Source organism: Phenylobacterium sp. (assembly GCF_019636135.1).
Classification (GTDB): Bacteria; Pseudomonadota; Alphaproteobacteria; order Caulobacterales; family Caulobacteraceae; genus Phenylobacterium.
The window spans coordinates 154,766-170,281 of record NZ_JAHBYD010000006.1; the positions used below are offsets into that span (position 1 = coordinate 154,766).

At 72.5% G+C, this 15,516-nt stretch carries 14 protein-coding genes; 10 read left to right on the forward strand and 4 right to left on the reverse strand.

Going from position 1 to position 15,516, the window contains the following annotated elements; all coding sequences use genetic code 11:
- The first annotated feature begins 105 nt into the window (after nt 1–105).
- Nucleotides 106–1,713 (forward strand): amino acid permease, encoded by a 1,608-nt coding sequence (locus tag KF737_RS06355; protein ID WP_296451698.1) that lies wholly within the window; start codon nt 106–108, stop codon nt 1,711–1,713.
- 15 nt (nt 1,714–1,728) lie between these two features.
- Nucleotides 1,729–4,158: an ATP-dependent helicase HrpB gene (gene hrpB, locus KF737_RS06360; RefSeq protein ID WP_296451700.1), complete on the forward strand. Its 2,430-nt coding sequence runs from the start codon at nt 1,729–1,731 to the stop codon at nt 4,156–4,158.
- Here hrpB and KF737_RS06365 read toward each other — a convergent pair.
- From KF737_RS06365 to KF737_RS06375, 3 genes are all read right to left on the reverse strand, one after another.
- Nucleotides 4,155–4,622, reverse strand: a complete 468-nt coding sequence (locus KF737_RS06365) for a carboxymuconolactone decarboxylase family protein (protein WP_296451702.1) — start codon at nt 4,620–4,622, stop codon at nt 4,155–4,157. The genes hrpB and KF737_RS06365 overlap by 4 nt on opposite strands.
- A 213-nt stretch (nt 4,623–4,835) precedes the next feature.
- Nucleotides 4,836–5,633, reverse strand: coding sequence for an RNA methyltransferase (locus KF737_RS06370; protein WP_296451704.1), 798 nt, complete (start codon nt 5,631–5,633; stop codon nt 4,836–4,838).
- Complete coding sequence (locus KF737_RS06375) at nt 5,630–6,538, reverse strand: class I SAM-dependent methyltransferase (RefSeq protein ID WP_296451706.1); 909 nt, start codon at nt 6,536–6,538, stop codon at nt 5,630–5,632. Before KF737_RS06375 ends, KF737_RS06370 begins: the two co-directional genes overlap by 4 nt.
- Nucleotides 6,539–6,649: 111 nt before the next feature.
- On the opposite strand from KF737_RS06375, the gene KF737_RS06380 reads away from it, so the two are divergent.
- The 5 genes from KF737_RS06380 (at nt 6,650) to KF737_RS06400 (ending at nt 10,341) form a co-directional block, all read left to right on the forward strand.
- Nucleotides 6,650–7,279: a TetR/AcrR family transcriptional regulator gene (locus KF737_RS06380; protein WP_296451709.1), complete on the forward strand. Its 630-nt coding sequence runs from the start codon at nt 6,650–6,652 to the stop codon at nt 7,277–7,279.
- 152 nt (nt 7,280–7,431) lie between these two features.
- Entirely contained in the window at nt 7,432–8,229 is a 798-nt protein-coding gene (locus KF737_RS06385; RefSeq protein WP_296451711.1) for an ABC transporter substrate-binding protein, read from the forward strand.
- Nucleotides 8,226–9,212 carry an iron ABC transporter permease gene (locus KF737_RS06390; protein WP_296451713.1) on the forward strand — a complete coding sequence of 329 codons (987 nt, stop codon included), beginning with the start codon at nt 8,226–8,228 and terminating at the stop codon, nt 9,210–9,212. The genes KF737_RS06385 and KF737_RS06390 overlap by 4 nt, the downstream gene beginning before the upstream one ends.
- Nucleotides 9,209–9,970: an ABC transporter ATP-binding protein gene (locus KF737_RS06395; RefSeq protein ID WP_296451716.1), complete on the forward strand. Its 762-nt coding sequence runs from the start codon at nt 9,209–9,211 to the stop codon at nt 9,968–9,970. Before KF737_RS06390 ends, KF737_RS06395 begins: the two co-directional genes overlap by 4 nt.
- Nucleotides 9,967–10,341, forward strand: coding sequence for a hypothetical protein (locus tag KF737_RS06400; RefSeq protein ID WP_296451719.1), 375 nt, complete (start codon nt 9,967–9,969; stop codon nt 10,339–10,341). Before KF737_RS06395 ends, KF737_RS06400 begins: the two co-directional genes overlap by 4 nt.
- Nucleotides 10,342–10,729: 388 nt before the next feature.
- On the opposite strand, the gene KF737_RS06405 is transcribed toward KF737_RS06400, so the two are convergent.
- Nucleotides 10,730–12,832, reverse strand: a complete 2,103-nt coding sequence (locus KF737_RS06405) for a lytic transglycosylase domain-containing protein (RefSeq protein ID WP_296451721.1) — start codon at nt 12,830–12,832, stop codon at nt 10,730–10,732.
- 169 nt (nt 12,833–13,001) lie between these two features.
- Here KF737_RS06405 and dapA point away from each other — a divergent pair, with 169 nt between their 5' ends.
- From dapA to KF737_RS06420, 3 genes are all read left to right on the forward strand, one after another.
- Nucleotides 13,002–13,886, forward strand: a complete 885-nt coding sequence (dapA, locus tag KF737_RS06410) for a 4-hydroxy-tetrahydrodipicolinate synthase (RefSeq protein WP_296451724.1) — start codon at nt 13,002–13,004, stop codon at nt 13,884–13,886.
- Nucleotides 13,887–14,007: 121 nt separating this feature from the next.
- On the forward strand, nt 14,008–14,466 hold the full coding sequence (gene smpB, locus KF737_RS06415; protein WP_296451727.1) for an SsrA-binding protein SmpB: 459 nt from the start codon (nt 14,008–14,010) through the stop codon (nt 14,464–14,466).
- A 328-nt stretch (nt 14,467–14,794) separates the two neighbouring features.
- Nucleotides 14,795–15,516 (forward strand): GNAT family N-acetyltransferase (locus KF737_RS06420; RefSeq protein ID WP_296451730.1); only part of this gene is annotated, 722 nt, incomplete at its 3' end.

Sequence of the window (15,516 nt, forward strand, 5' to 3'; positions counted from 1 at the left end):
GGAAGCGCGCCCGTGTCGTGGGGGAATTGCGGTGAAGTTCCCTTGTGTCTAGCGTGCCCGCAAACGCCCCATTTCGAGGGCGGAATCGATACAGGAAACAGCCGTATGGCGAATGGAATTGCGCGCATCTTCCTGCGCAAGTCGGTCTCCCAGATACAGGCCGAGCACGAGCACGGGGAGCTGAAGCGCTCGCTCGGCGCCATCAACCTGGTGCTTCTCGGCATCGGGTGCATCATCGGGACCGGGATCTTCGTGCTGACGGGCCGCGCCTCGGCCCAGTTCGCCGGCCCGGGCATCATGATCTCCTTCGTCATCACCGGAACGCTCTGCGCCTTCGTGGCGCTCTGCTACGCCGAGCTCGCCGCGGCCCTGCCGGTGTCGGGCTCCGCCTACTCCTACACCTACGCCTCGATGGGCGAGGGGGCGGCCTGGGTCATGGGCCTGCTGCTCGTGCTGGAGTACGGGCTGGCGGCCTCCACCGTCTCGGTCGGCTGGTCGGGCTACTTCGTGAGCCTGATGCACGACTTCGGCGTCAACATACCGGCGTCGTTGCAGGCCGCGCCCGGGGTGATCGTCAAGGACCACGACGGCGCCGTCATCGGCACGGGCGTGATGAACCTGCCGGCCTTCATCGTCATCGGTCTCGTCACCCTGCTGCTGATCCGCGGCGTCACCGAGAGCGCCACGGTCAACAACATCGTGGTGGCCATCAAGGTCACCGTCGTGATCGCCTTCATCGTCATCGGCTTCAAGTTCGTCGACACGTCGATGTGGACGCCGCTCGTGCCGGCCGAGATCCCCGCCCGCCCGGCCGGGACCGACATGAGCCTGCTGGCCCAGATCGGCCGCGCGCTCGGCGACGTCATCACCGGCAACGCCGACTACAAGTACGGCATCGGCGGCGTGATCCACGCCGCGGCGGTGATCTTCTTCGCCTACCTCGGCTTCGAGGCGGTCTCCACCGCCGGCGCCGAGGCCAAGAACCCGGGCAAGGACATGCCGATCGGCATCCTGGGCGCGCTCACGATCTGCACCATCCTCTACATCCTGACCTGCGGCGTGCTGGTGGGCATCGTCCCCTACGCCCAGCTCGACGTGCCGGCGCCGATCGCGCTCGCCGCCGACAAGATGCACCTCCCGTGGTTCGCCTTCGCCGTGAAGGTGGGGGCCATCGCGGGCCTGAGCTCGGTGATGCTGGTGCTGCTCTACGGCCAGACGCGGGTCTTCTACACGATCAGCCGAGACGGCCTGATGCCCGCCGTCTTCGCCAAGGTGCATCCGAGGTTCAAGACGCCCTACGTCAACACCCTGGTCGTCGGCCTGCTCGCCATGCTGGCCGCGGGGTTCCTGTCGCTCGACCACCTGGCCGACCTCTCGAACGTCGGCTCGCTGGCCGCGTTCGCCCTGGTCTGCATCACGGTGATCTACCTGCGTCGCACCGATCCCGGGCTCGCCCGGCCCTTCCGCACGCCGTTCTATCCGGTGGTGCCCGTCCTCGGCGCGGTCATGTGCCTGATCCTGCTGATGAGCCTGATGTCGACGCCGAACACCCGGAACTTCTTCCTGATCTACCTGGTGATCGGGATCGTCGTGTACTTCGCCTACGGCATCCGCAGCTCGAACCTCGGCAAGGGAATCCTCGTAGCGGGTTCGGAAGGCGAGCCGCACGAGCTGCCGCACAAGGTGGGCGAGCCTCCGCAGGGCCAGGGCTGACGCCCTGGCGGCGCCATGCTGCCCATTCGCGACGCACTCCCGGAACTGAAGGCGGCGCTGTCCTCGGGCAGCGCCGCCGTTCTCGTGGCCCCGCCCGGCGCGGGCAAGACGACGGTCGTCCCGCTGGAGCTGCTCGGCGAGCCCTGGGCGGCGGGCGGCAGGATCATCGTCCTCGAACCCCGGCGCCTCGCCGCCCGCGCCGCCGCCGACCGCATGGCGAAGACCCTGGGCGAGCCGGTCGGACAGACCGTCGGCTATCGCGTGCGCATGCAGACGAAGGTCAGCGCCGCCACCCGCATCGAGGTGGTCACCGAGGGCGTCTTCACCCGCATGCTGCTCGCCGACCCGGAGCTGGAGGGCGTCCGCGCCGTCATCTTCGACGAGTTCCACGAGCGCAGCCTCGACGCCGACCTCGGCCTGGCGCTGGCCCGCGACGCCCAGAAGCTGATCCGCGACGACCTGCGCCTCCTGGTCATGTCCGCCACCCTGGACGGCGCGGCGGTCGCGCGCCTGCTGGACGACGCGCCGGTGGTCGAGAGCCAGGGCCGCATGTTCCCGGTCGAGACCCGCTACCTCGGCCGCGACCCCGCCGCCCGCCTGGAGGACCAGGTCGTCCGCGCCGTCGAACGCGCGCTGGCGGAGGAGGGCGGCTCGCTGCTCGTCTTCCTGCCCGGCCAGGGCGAGATCCTGCGCGTCGCCGAACGCCTCGCCGAGCGCCGCCGCGCGAACGTCGAGATCGCCCCGCTCTACGGCGCCCTCGACCCGAAGGATCAGGACCGCGCGATCCAGCCGGCGCCCGACGGCGTGCGCAAGGTCGTCCTCGCCACCTCCATCGCCGAGACCAGCCTGACCATCCAGGGCGTCCGCGTGGTGATCGACTCGGGCGTCGCCCGCGTCCCCCGCTACGATCCGGCGAGCGGCCTGACCCGCCTCGCCACCGTCCGCGTCAGCCGCGCCGCCGCCGACCAGCGCCGCGGCCGCGCCGGCCGCACCGAACCCGGCGTCGGCTACCGCCTGTGGGACGAGGCCGAGACCCGCGCGCTGCCGGCCTACGCCGACCCCGAGATCCTCGACGCCGACCTTTCGGGCCTGGCCCTCGACCTCGCCCGCTGGGGCGCCAAGGACGCCCAGGGCCTCGCCTTCCTCGACCCGCCGCCCGCCGCCGCCTTCGCCGAGGCCCGCGCGCTGCTCCGCCGCCTGGAGGCCCTCGACGCCGGGGGCGTGCTCACCGGCCACGGCCGCGCGCTCGCCGACATGCCGCTCGCGCCCCGCCTCGCGCACATGGTCCTGAAGGCCGCCCACACCGGCCAGGCCGCCCGCGCCGCCCGCATCGCCGCCCTCATCACCGAGCGCGGCCTCGGCGGCCGTGACGCCGACATCCGCCACCGCCTCGACGCCCTGGAGCGCGACCGCTCGCCCCGCGCCCGCGACGCCAGGGCGCTCGCCGACCGCTGGGCGGGCCTCGCCGGCAAGCCGGGCCGGGGCGAGCCGCTGTCCGACGGCCTGCTCACCGCCTTCGCCTACCCCGAGCGCATCGCCAAGGCGCGGGGCGGGCAGGGCGAGTTCCAGCTCGTCACCGGCCGCGGCGCCTTCGTCGAACCCGCCGACGCGCTCGCCCGCGAACCCTGGCTCGCCATCGCCGAGCTCGGCGGCGGCCAGGCCCGCGACCGCATCACACTCGCCGCACCCCTCGATCCCGCCGAACTCGCCGCCTTCGCCGGCCAGTTCGAGGTCGAGGAACGCCTGGAGGAGAGCGGCGGCGGCCGCCTGCGCGCCAAGCGCCTCACCCGCCTCGGCCGCCTGACGATCCGCGAGGAGATCGACGACAATCCCGATCCGGCCCTGGTCGCCCGCGCGCTCGCCGAGCGTGTCCGCCGCGAGGGGCTGAAGCTGCTGCCCTGGGGCCCGGCCGCGGAGTCCCTGCGCGAGCGCGCCCGGTTCCTTCACGCCCGCGACCCGGCGTGGCCCGACCTCTCCGACGCGGCGCTCATCGCCCGGCTCGACGACTGGCTCCTGCCCATCCTCGACGGCGTCCGCCGCCTCGCCGACCTCAGGCCCGACGTCCTCGACGGCGCGCTGCGCGCCCTCATCCCGTGGGACCGGCAACGCCGCCTCGACGCCGAGGCCCCCGCCCGCTGGACCGCGCCCACCGGCAACAGCTTCGCCATCGACTACGCCGCCGAGGCCGGCCCCCGCGTCGACGTCCGCGTGGGCGAGGTCTACGGCCTTTCCGAGCACCCCATGGTGGGCGGCGTCCCGCTCACGCTCTCGCTGCTCTCGCCCGCCCACCGGCCCATCCAGACCACCCGGGACCTGCCCGGCTTCTGGAAGGGCTCCTGGAAGGAGGTGCGCACCGAGATGAAGGGCCGCTACCCCCGCCACGTCTGGCCCGAAGACCCGGCCTCCGCCGCCGCCGTGACGAGGGCCAAACCACGCGGGACCTAGGCCGCCGCCTGCTCCGGCGCCCAGGCGCGCGGGTGCTGGCCGCGGAAGCCGACGGCCAGGCGGTTCCAGGCGTTGATCGTGGTGATCAGCAGCGAAAGGTCCACGATCTCGGCCTCGCTGAAGTGGCCCTTCAGGCCCTCGTAGTCGGCGTCCGGCGCGCCGGTCTGCGCGATCAGCGTCAGCGCTTCGGTCCAGGCCAGCGCCGCCCGCTCGCGCGGCGTGTAGAGGCTCGATTCCCGCCAGGCGCTCAGCAGGTGGAGCCGCTCCTCGCGCTCGCCCTGCGCCCGGGCGTCCTTGGAATGCATATGCAGGCAGAAGGCGCAGCCGTTGATCTGCGAGGCGCGCATCTTGATCAGGTCGCGCAGCAGGGGCTCGATGGTCGTCGTCCTGAAGTGCGCCTCGAGCGTCATCATGCCCTCGAGCGCCTTCGGGTTCACGCCGTACATGTTGATCCGCGTGGTCATGGGGGAGGTCTCCTGTTCTCTGCGCCCAGGACGCGGGAGACGGGGTGGTTGTGACATCCTTCCCTCCCTTAATGGGGAGGGACAGGCCGCGGAGCGGCCAGGGTGGGGCAGTGTGGTCCAGAACTGGGCGGGTGGAGGTCAGCCAATCCCGAAGCGCCGGCGCTCAGGGTCAGGCTTCCCCACCCTGGCGCCTGCGGCGCCTGTCCCTTCCCATTAAGGGAGGGAGGTCGCCGCGTAGATCATCACGCCGGTCGCCACGCTCAGGTTCAGGCTGTCGGCGCGGCCGCGCATGGGGATCTTCACGTTGAGGTCGGGCAGGGCGGCCATGTCGGGCGTCAGGCCCTGCTGCTCGTTGCCCATGAGGACGAGCACCGGCTTGCGGTACTCGGCCTCGGCGTGGCTGGCCGTGGCCGAGAGCAGGGTGCCGACTACCGAGCCCGTCCAGCCTGCGCGCCACGCGGCGAACCCGGCCTCGGTCGCCTTGGCCAGCGGCACGGCGAAGATCGAGCCCATGGTCGCCCGCACCGCCTCCACCGAATAGGGGTCGCAGCACTCGCCCACCAGCACCACCGCGCCGCAGCCGGCCGCGTCGGCGGTGCGCACGATGGTCCCGAGGTTGCCCGGATCGCGTACCCGGTGCAGCGCCACCACGCACTCGGCCGCGCCGGGCGCCACGTCGCTCAGCGCCACGAACGCCTGCGGGAACACGCCCACCACGGCCTGCGGGTTCTCCCGCCGCGAGACCTTGGCCAGGATGTCGTGGGTGACCTCGATCACCTCGCCGCCTGCGGCCAGAGTCGCGGCGACGGCCTTGCGCATCATGGGATGCGAAGCGGCGTCGGGCCCGTGCATCAGGATCCGCGGCGCGTGGCCGGTGTCGATCCCCTCGATGACGGTCTTCAGCCCCTCGGCCACGAACAGCCCCGTCTCGTCGCGTTCCTTGCGCATGTGCAGCGCCCGCACGCGCTTGACCGTGTCGTTCGACAGGGAGGTGATGGTCCGGCTGCTCACGCGGACCACCGCGCGAAGAAGCTCATGCCGATCGCCCGGTCGCCGCGGTCCTCCTCCAGCGCCAGTTCGCCCCACTCGATCCGCCCGCCGCGGCCGCCCAGCTTCTCCGCCAGCAGCCCGGCCAGCGCCGCGCCCGAGATCCGCTCGGCATAGGCGTTCAGCACCAGGAACCTGGCGTTTTCCGAGAGAAGTTGGGCGCATAGCCCGGCAAGTTCAGGCAGGTCATCGAACAGCCGCCACACCTCGCCGCCCGGCCCGCGGCCGTACTTCGGCGGGTCCAGGACGATCCCCTCATAGGTCGAACCCCGCCGCACCTCGCGCTGCACGTACTTGCGCGCGTCCTCGGTGATCCAGCGCACCGGCCGGTCGGCCAGCCCCGACAGCTCCGCGTTCTCCCGCGCCCAGGCCACCGCCTTCTTCGACGCGTCCACGTGCGTCACCGCCGCGCCCGCCGCCGCCATCACCAGGCTCGCCACGCCCGTATAGCCGAACAGGTTCAGCACCCTGGGCTGGCCCCCCTCGTGGCCAACGGCGGCGCGCACCGCCTCGTCCAGCCACGCCCAGTTCGCCGCCTGCTCGGGGAAGAACGCCAGGTGCCGGAAGGCCGTGAACCGTCCCTGGAACCTCACCTTGCCCCACGACAGCGGCCACACCTCCCTCGGCCGCCCCTTGAACCGCCAGCGCCCCGCGTCCTCCTCGTCGGTGGGGTCGAAGACGGCGTCGGCCCCGGCCCACGCGCTCTCGGGCAGTCTCGGCGTCCACAGGCACTGCGGCTCGGGCCGCACGACCCTGTACGGGCCGTACCGCTCCAGCTTCCGCCCATGGCCGGAATCCAGCAGCGCATAGTCGCCCCAGCCCCGGGTGCGCATCACCAATGCCTCGGCGGCGGTCTCGACGGCGCTCATGGCCGCCCCTTACGCGGAGAGACGCATGCGCGCAAACTCCGGTGACAAGGACTTGTCACGGTTGTGGAATTGGGGTCCGCTATCGGCGCTGCACGGATGTGGGGAGACTCCATGAGCACTGTCGCCACGGCGGCGCGGAAGACCGCGCGCAAGGCCAAGGGAGACGGCCACCTCCGCCGCGCCGAGATTCTCGAGGCGGCCGAGCGCATCTTCGTGGCCGACGGCTATGAGGGCGCCACCATCCGCAAGATCGCGGACGAGGTCGGCGTGTCGTCGACGGCCCTCTACATGCACTTCAACGACAAGGCCTGCATCCTCCACGAGATCGTAGAGGGGGTGCTGTCGCAACTCCTGGTGCGCAACGCCGAGTGCGCGGCCCTGAACCTCGACCCGGTCGTGCGCCTGCGCATGATCCTCGAAGGCTACATGCGCTGGGGCCTGGAGCATCCGAACGCCTATCAGCTTGTCTATTGCGACCGCGGTCCGGTATCGCAGGCCTCTGCGCCGCCGTCGGACCTGAGCCACCAATGCTACGAACATTTCGCCGGCGTGGTGCGCGAGATCGCCGCCGAGGGCCGTCTGCGGACGGGCTCGGGCGACTCGGCGGCCCAGGCGCTGTGGATGGGCTGCCACGGCGTGGTGGCCCTGATGGTCAGCCGGCCGAACTTCGGCTGGGCCGAGCCGGACGAACTGATGCGCGTGGCCCTCGACGGCATGCTCCACGGCCTGGTCGCCGACTAGCGCGAGATCCTTTCCGAACGTCATGGCCGGGCTTGTCCCGGCCACCCATGAACTCAGCCTTCACCAGGCTCGCGGCTGCGATGACGCACGTCCACCTCGCGAACTCAGCGCGTATGGATGGCCGGGACAAGCCCGGCCATGACGTACGTTGGGTGGCAGGCGTCGCGGGGCTTCTGGCCTCATGCCTGGCCGCGACCGCCCAGGCCGCGCCGCGGGTGCTCTCGCTCGACCAGTGCTCCGACCAGTACGTCCTGGCCATGAGCCCGCGCGCGAGCATCGTGGGCCTCTCGACCCGCGCCGACGACGCCGACTCCCGCCTGCGCGCGCTCGCCGCGGGCCTGCCGCAGCGCCGCGTCGACCTGGAGACCGCGCTCGCCGTCCGCCCCGACCTCGTCGTCCGCTACTGGGGCGGGGAGCCGCGGCTCGTCCGCGCGCTGGAGGCGCGGGGCGTGAAGGTGGTGACCATCGCCGATTCCACGAGCTTCGCCGACGTCCGCCGCAATGTCCGCCAGGTCGCCGCCGCCCTGGGCCAGCGCCCGGCCGGCGAGGCGATCGTCGCGCGCATGGACGCCCGCCTCGCCGCCGCCGCCGGCGCCTGGAAGGGCGCCAGCGCGCTCTACCTCACGCCGGGCGGCGCCAGCGCCGGGCCGGGCACGCTCGTCGATGCCATCCTGACGGGCGCGGGCTTCACCAACGCCGAGGCGCGGCCGGGCTTCCAGGTGGTGTCGCTGGAGCAATTGGCGCTCTCGCCGCCCAGGGCCGTCGTGACCGGCTTCTTCGACACCTTCCAGCTCGCGGGCGACAGTTGGGGCATCGGCCGCCACCGCATCCTGCAGCGCACGGTGCGGCGCTCGGCCGTCGCCAGCCTGCCGGGCGCGATGCTGGGCTGTCCCGACTGGAGCGCCGCCGAGGCGGTCGAGATGCTGGCGCGGAAGGCGCCCGCAAGATGAGGCCGCTCGCGCTCAACCTCCTGCTGCTCGCGGCCGTGCTCCTGCTCATGGCCGCCGGCCTCGCGCTCGGCGAGGTCACGCTGTCGGCTGCCCAGATCGCCCAGGGCTTCGCCGACCCCGCGTCCGCCCCGCACGAGATCCTGTTCGACATCCGCCTGCCGCGCACCGTCGCCGCCCTCGTCGTCGGCGCCGCCCTCGGCCTCGCCGGCGCGGTCATGCAGGGCCTGCTGCGCAACCCGCTCGCCGACCCCAGCGTGCTCGGCGTCTCCGGCGGAGCCGGGCTCGGCGCCGCACTCGCGATCACGGCAGGGCTCGCGGGCGCGCAGGGCGCCATCGAGGCCGCGGCGCTGGCCGCGGCCCTGCTGGTCGGCGTCCTCCTCACCTGGCTCGCCGCCCGCTTCCGCGAGCCCGAGACGCTGATCCTGTTCGGCGTCGCCTTCTCGGCCTTCCTCGGGGCGCTGACCTCGCTGGTCTTCAACTTCTCGCCGTCGCCGGTGACGCTGGCCGAGGTGTTCTCCTGGCTGCTGGGCTCGGTCGCCAACCGCGACTGGGACGACATCGCCCGCCAGCTTCCGGCCCTGGCCATCGGGACGGGCCTCTGCCTCTACGCCTCGCGCGGCCTCGTGATGCTGACCCTGGGCGAGGAGACCGCCGCGCTCTCCGGACTGCCGATGGCCCGCCTGCGCGCCGCCGCGGTCGCCGGCGCCTCGCTGCTGACGGGGGCGTCCGTCGCCATGGCCGGCATCGTGGGCTTCGTGGGCCTCGCCGCGCCGCACCTCGTCCGCGCGGGCTCCGGCGGCGACCCCGGCCGGGTCCTGCTGCCGTCGGCGCTGGCCGGGGCGGTGCTGCTCGCCGCCGCCGACATCGCCGCGCGCGTCATCCCCACTGACCTGGAGCTGAAGCTGGGCGTCGTCACCGCGCTCTTCGGCGCGCCGCTCTTCGCCATGATCGCCTGGCGCGCCGCCCGGAGCTGGAAGGGATGAGCGCGCTGTCCCTCCACGGCGCCACGGTCCGCCGTGGGGGCCAGACCGTGCTCGACGGCGCGAGCCTGACCGTCCGGCCCGGCGAGGTGGTCGGCGTCGTCGGCCCCAACGGCGCCGGCAAGACCACGCTGCTCCGCGCCGCCCTCGGCCTCGCGAAACTCGACGCGGGCCGCGCCGAGCTCGCCGGCCGCGACGTCGCGCGCCTCGCCGACCCCGAGCGCGCCCGGCTCGCCGCCTACCTGCCGCAGGAGCGCCACGTCGGCTGGAACATGGCCGCCGCCCGCGTCGCCGGCCTCGGCGCGTTCAGCCTGCCCACCGCCGCCGCCCGCGCGGCCGCCGCCGCCGCCCTGGCCCGCGCCGGCCTCGCCGGCCTCGAAGGCCGCGGCGTGCTGGAGATGTCCGGCGGGGAGCGGGCCCGCGTCCTGCTCGCGCGCCTGCTGGTCACGGGCGCGCCGCTGCTGATCGCCGACGAGCCCGCCGCCGGCCTCGACCCCGACGCCCAGCTCCTGGCGCTCGAACTCTTCCGCGAGGAGGCCGCGCGCGGCGCCGCCGTCGTCCTCACCCTGCACGACCTCAGCCTGGCCGCCCGCTTCTGCGACCGCCTGGTGGTGCTGAGCGCCGGCCGCGTCGTCGCCGACGGACCGCCCGCCGAGGCGCTTCAGCCATACATCCTTGCACAGGCGTTCTCGCTGGATGGCCGATTGGAACCGACCGCCGCCGGCCCCATCCTGATCGCAACGCGGAGGGGCTCGGGATGACATTCGCGAAGTGGGTGTTCACCATCGGCGGGATCTGGGGCGTCCTGATCATCGCCCCGCTGTTCTTCCTGGAGAAGACGCTGGCCGCCGCCAGCACCCCGATCAGCCATCCCGACATGTACTACGGCTTCGCCGCTTCCACCCTGATGTGGCAGTTCGGCTACCTCGCCATCGGCCGCGACCCGGCCCGCTTCCGCCCCTTCATGCTGCTCGGCGCGGCCGGCAAGGTGATCTACTTCGTCTCCTGCCTGAGCCTGTTCCTGCAGGGCCGCGTCCCGGCCATGATCCCCATGATCACCGCGCCCGACATGCTGCTCGCGACCCTCTTCGTGATCGCCTGGTTCCGCACCAGGCCGGACGCTGCGGCCTGAACCTCCGCTCATCCCGGCGCATGCGGGGACCCAGACTTTTCTTGATCCGGGGCCTGAAGAGTGAAGCCTGGGTCCCCGCATGCGCGGGGATGAGCGGTATTGGTGGGCCAGCGTCGGCGCGAACCTTCAGGCGCGCCCGGGCGCGTCGGCGCCGCATGGATTCAACCACGAACCACACGAAAGACACGAACGGGCCGGGGGTGCGCTCATGGGGCGGGTTCATCCCGGAGTCGTTCGTGTGGTTCGTGTGGTTCGTGGTTCGAAAAACAGGACGCCTGCGGCGCGCCGGGCGGTCGGCCGTTGTCCTCGATGCCGCTCGCCCCGGCGGAGGGGTCGTGCCGTGAGAGGACGCAAGCCTGGGTCCCCGCATGCGCGGGGATGAGCGGTGTCAGGGCGTGCTCGCCGTGAGCGTCTGGCCGCTCGATGCCGTGTAGCTGTAGCCGCCGCGGCGCAGGTCGGCCGAGAGCGTGATCGGGGCCGAGCCGCCGTTCAGCTTGGCGCGGTACACCGTCATGTTCTCCAGCACCCGCATCACATAGTTGCGCGTCTCGGAGAACGGGATGCACTCGATGAAGTCGAGCGGGTCCGACGTGGCGCCGCGCGGGTCGCCGCAGACCGTCGTCCATTGGGTCGGCCGGCCGGGGCCGGCGTTGTAGCCGGCGGCGGCCATCACGTAGCTGCCCGAGAACTGGTTCACGAGCTGGCCCAGGAAGGCCGAGCCCAGCTTCATGTTGTACTCGGGCTCGTAGAGCTGCGCGGCCGAGTAGGGCTCGCCCATCCGCCGCGCCACGCTGGCCGCCGTCGAGGGCAGGAGCTGCATCATGCCGCGCGCATCGGCGCCCGAGCGCACCGAGGGGTCGAAGCCGCTCTCCTGGCGCGTGATCCCCAGCACCAGCGCCGGCTCCGGCGCGTTCGCGACGCTGGGCGGCGTGCGGTACGGATAGGCGCGGTCGATCAGGATCAGGCCCCGCGTGGCCGCGGCCCGCGCCGCCTTCATCGAGGTGTCCTGGTCGCCGTAGCCGCGGATCGCGTCCACCAGCAGGGCGGCGTCCACCGTCGTGGGCACGATGTCGTCGATGTGCAGCGCGAACACGCGGAAGAGGTCGCGCTGGCCCTGGTCGGCCAGCAGCCGCATGGCCTGCACCTCGGGGCGGCCCTCGAAGGCGCGGCGCTGGGCGTCGGTGGGCACGGGGTCGCGGGGCAGGGTGATCGGCAGGCCCAGCTTCTCGGCCGAGAGCTGGCCGTAGAAGGTGGTCAGGTACTGCGCGCCCTGGCGATAGGCGTCCTCGGCGCGGTCGCGGTCGCCCTTGGCCTCGGCGGCGCGGCCCATCCAGTAGAAGGCGCGGCCCCGGGTGATCGGCGACGAGCCGATACGCTCGATGGCGGCGAAGTGCTTCGCCGCCGCGCCCGGGTCGTTCAGGTACTTGAGCGCGATCCAGCCGGCGTAGAACTCGGCCTCGGTGGCGTCCGCGCCCTCGCTCAGGCCCGAATTGGCGGCGGCCTGATAGGCGCTCCTCCAGTCGTTCAGCTTGATCGCATAGGCGACGAGGCGCTTGCGTTCGTCCCACATCCGGCCCGCGCCGTCGCTGGTGACCATTTCGCGCGGGAACGAGGCCAGTTGGGCGATGGCCTCGGCCTCGCGGCTCCTCTTGCGCAGCGCCGCGGCGCGTTCGAACGCCACGCCCGGCGAGGCCTGGTCGCCCGGCGTGAGGGTCGCATACGCGCCGTCGCTCCCCGAACGCAGGGCGATCCGCGCCAGCGCCGCGGCCTGACGGTCGGCGGGCAGCAGGGCGATCATGTCCCGCGCGGCGGGCCCTTGCGCGCCGTACAGCAGGATGTCGGCGCGGCGGACGTGGTCGTCCATGGTCAGCACGTCGCCGAAGCGGGCCAGCATCTGCCGCTGCGGCTCGGCCTCGAAGCTCCTGGTGCGCCACCAGGCGCGGATCAGCTCGCCCGCCTCGCCGTTGCGGCCCAGCGATCGGTAGGCCGAGGCCAGCGCCATCGCGCCCTGCGCGGTCGCCGGCGGCTGGCCGCCGAACCAGGCCGCGATCTCGGAGGGGCTCTTGCCCGAGGTCTCCAGCAGCGCCTCGGTCGCCGCCTGGCGGCGCGCCGCGCGCGGGAAGCTGGCGAGGTCGCGCCGCGCCGCGTCCAGTTCGTAGAAGCTGAGCCGCGCCGAGCTCACGTCGACCATGGCCCAGGTCACGAGCTTCCTGGCGACCGGGTCCTGAAGTCGCGCGATCGCCGAGCGCGCGCCGTCCACGTCGCCGCGCCGCGCCGCCGCGAACCCTTGGGTGAAGGTCTGCTGGTCCGAGGCCGAGAGCGGGTTCGCCACCGTCTGCCGCGCCGCGGGCGTCGCCGGGGCCTGCGCCGGCGCCGGGCCGCCCTGCGCGATCAGGTCGCCGATGGGGTCGCCGCTCTGCGCGCGCGCCACCGTGGTGGCCACCACGGCCGCGCAACCGGCCAGCAATGCGTTACGGACCCGTGGGTTCAACTTTACTCCCCCCGACCTGGGGATGGCCCGACCGGGGGTGGCCGGACCTGGGGATGGATCGAATCGACATTGCGGGCCAAGCCCGCGGCAACATATTGTCCGGCCAATTCTGAACGTCGCCTTTCAGGTGGCATCTTTACGGCTTTTTGCACTCGGCCCCTTGCACCCCATGTCCGAACCTCTTTTCCGCGGCGTCCTGCCGGCGCTGGTGACCCCGTTCCGCGACGGCGCGGTGGACGAGGACGCCTTCGTGGCCCTCGTCGAGCGCCAGATCGCCGGCGGCGTCCATGGCCTGATTCCCGTCGGCACCACGGGCGAGGCCTCCACCCTCAGCCACGAAGAGCACCGCCGGGTGATGGAGCTCTGCGTCGCGACGGCGCGAGGCCGCGTCCCGGTGATCCCGGGCGCCGGCTCCAATTCTACGGACGAGGCGATCGAATTGGTGCGCTACGCCAAGGCGATCGGCTGCGATGCGGCCCTGGTGGTGACGCCCTACTACAACCGCCCCAGCCAGGAGGGCCTCTACGCCCACTACAAGGCGATCAACGACGCCGTGCAGCTTCCGGTGCTGGTCTACAACGTGCCGGCCCGGACCAGTGTGGATATCTCCAACGCCACCCTGGCCCGCCTGGCGAAGCTGCCCAACATCGTCGGCATCAAGGACGCCACCGGCGATCTGCCGCGCGCCAGCCTCCAGCGCCTGGAGTGCGGCGAGGACTGGGTGATGCTCTCCGGCAACGACGACTCGGCCCTGGGCTACATGGCCCACGGCGGCCACGGCTGCATCTCGGTCACCTGCAACGTCGCGCCCGAGCAGGTCTCGGCCTTCTACGAGGACGCCATGGCCGGCCGCTGGGCCGACGCCCTCTACGGCCAGGACCGCCTGATCCGCCTGCACAAGTCGCTGTTCGCCGACGCCAGCCCGTCGCCCACCAAGTTCGCGCTCGCCCACCTGGGCCTCTGCCGCGAGGACGGCCGCCTGCCGCTCGTCCCCTGCTCGGAAGCCGCCCGCGCCGAGGTGCTGGCCGGCCTGCGCGAGGCGGGCGTTATCTGAGCATGATCGGGGAGGCCCGTCATACGCGTTACCTCCCCCATCGCGGCAGCGATGGCGGGAGGGGGACCATCCGCTCTCCGGCGGATGGTCCCCCTCCCGCCGCTTCGCGGGGGAGGTGAGGATGGCAGGCAAGCTGATCGCCGAGAACCGCCGCGCGCGGTTCGACTACTTCCTCGAGGAGACCCTCGAAGCCGGCATCGCGCTGACCGGCTCCGAGGTGAAGAGCCTGCGCAACGGCAAGGCCAACATCGCCGAGAGCTACGCGGCGGTGGAGAACAACGAGATCGTCCTCGTCAACGCCGACATCCCGCCCTACGCCCAGGCCGGCCCGCACTTCAACCACGAGCCGCGCCGGCACCGGAAACTGCTGCTCAAGCGCCGCCAGATCGAGAAGCTGATCGGCGCCGTCCAGCGGGAAGGGCGCACGCTGATCCCGACCAGGCTCTACTGGTCCGACAAGGGCCTCGCGAAGCTGGAGATCGCGCTCGCCAAGGGCAAGAACACCCGCGACAAGCGCGACACCATCGCCGAGCGCGACTGGCGCCGGGACAAGGCCCGCCTCATGCGGGAAAAGGGGTGAGCGTCCACGAAGGCGCTTCTCCGGTCCTTCTCCCTTTGCGGGAGAAGGTGGACAGCGCAGCGCGCCGGATGCGGGGTCGTGCCGAGTTGTCCGGCGCAGCCTGCGCCGCAGGCGCCCTTGAGATGGACCACAGAAAACACGGAAGGACACGGAAGGGGCTCTGCCGGGTCCGCCGCCTTCCGTGTTTTCTGTGTTTTCCGTGGTTGAATCAAAACGGCGCTGACGCGCCAACGCGGCTGGAAAGCTCGCACAACCCCTTGTCTGTCAGCCTGCGGTTGACGCCCCGGATCAGGTCCGGGGCAGGATTTTCTCCCGCAAGGGGAGAAGGATGCCCGTAGTCGACATCGAGGCCATGGAGCGGTCCGTGGTGGCCGCCGTGTCCCCGCCGCAGATCCTCGAGATCGACGGCTGGCTCGTGCCGCTGGACGACGGTCCGATCGGCCGCGCCAAGAGCGCCGTCCCGCTCAGCCATGACGTCGGCCCCGGCGCGGTCGGCCGCGTGGTCGAGGCGTTCCGGGACCACGCCATCGCCCCGGGCTTCCGGCTCGCCGACCTCCCGGCGCTCGATCCCGTCCGCGAGGCCGTCGCGCGCCACGGCCTGACCGGCCGCCAGCCCACGGTGATGAAGACCGGCGACGTCGCGCGCCTCGCCGCCGCCAGCGCCGCGCCCGCCCGCCTGCTCACGCGTCCCGACGCCGCCTGGGAAGGCGTGTTCCTCGGCGACGGCTTCGATCCCGAGGAAGGCGCGCGGCGCATCCGGAACCTCGGCCGCTCGCCCGGTGGTCTCTACGGCGCGGCCGGCGAGGGCGGCGCCACCGAGGCGGTCGGGGTCTGCACCGTCTGCCACGGCTGGGGTGGAATCCACGGCATGCGCACCGCGCCGGCCCACCGCGGCAAGGGCCACGCCGCGGCCATCCTGGGCGCCTTCGGCCGCGCGCTGGCCGACCGGGGAGTCACCCGCGTCGTCCTCCAGGTCGAAGCGCCGAACCCCGCCCGCCGCATCTACCGCCGCGCCGGCTTCGAACAGCTCTGGACCTACCGCTACTGGCG

Bases quoted from the DNA above. Each gene is read 5' to 3' on its own strand.
- KF737_RS06355 (WP_296451698.1), top strand. From the start codon at position 106: ATGGCGAATGGAATTGCGCGCATCTTCCTGCGCAAGTCGGTCTCCCAG.
- hrpB (WP_296451700.1), top strand. From the start codon at position 1,729: ATGCTGCCCATTCGCGACGCACTCCCGGAACTGAAGGCGGCGCTGTCC.
- KF737_RS06365 (WP_296451702.1), bottom strand. From the start codon at position 4,622: ATGACCACGCGGATCAACATGTACGGCGTGAACCCGAAGGCGCTCGAG.
- KF737_RS06375 (WP_296451706.1), bottom strand. From the start codon at position 6,538: ATGAGCGCCGTCGAGACCGCCGCCGAGGCATTGGTGATGCGCACCCGG.
- KF737_RS06380 (WP_296451709.1), top strand. From the start codon at position 6,650: ATGAGCACTGTCGCCACGGCGGCGCGGAAGACCGCGCGCAAGGCCAAG.
- KF737_RS06390 (WP_296451713.1), top strand. From the start codon at position 8,226: ATGAGGCCGCTCGCGCTCAACCTCCTGCTGCTCGCGGCCGTGCTCCTG.
- KF737_RS06395 (WP_296451716.1), top strand. From the start codon at position 9,209: ATGAGCGCGCTGTCCCTCCACGGCGCCACGGTCCGCCGTGGGGGCCAG.
- KF737_RS06400 (WP_296451719.1), top strand. From the start codon at position 9,967: ATGACATTCGCGAAGTGGGTGTTCACCATCGGCGGGATCTGGGGCGTC.
- dapA (WP_296451724.1), top strand. From the start codon at position 13,002: ATGTCCGAACCTCTTTTCCGCGGCGTCCTGCCGGCGCTGGTGACCCCG.
- smpB (WP_296451727.1), top strand. From the start codon at position 14,008: ATGGCAGGCAAGCTGATCGCCGAGAACCGCCGCGCGCGGTTCGACTAC.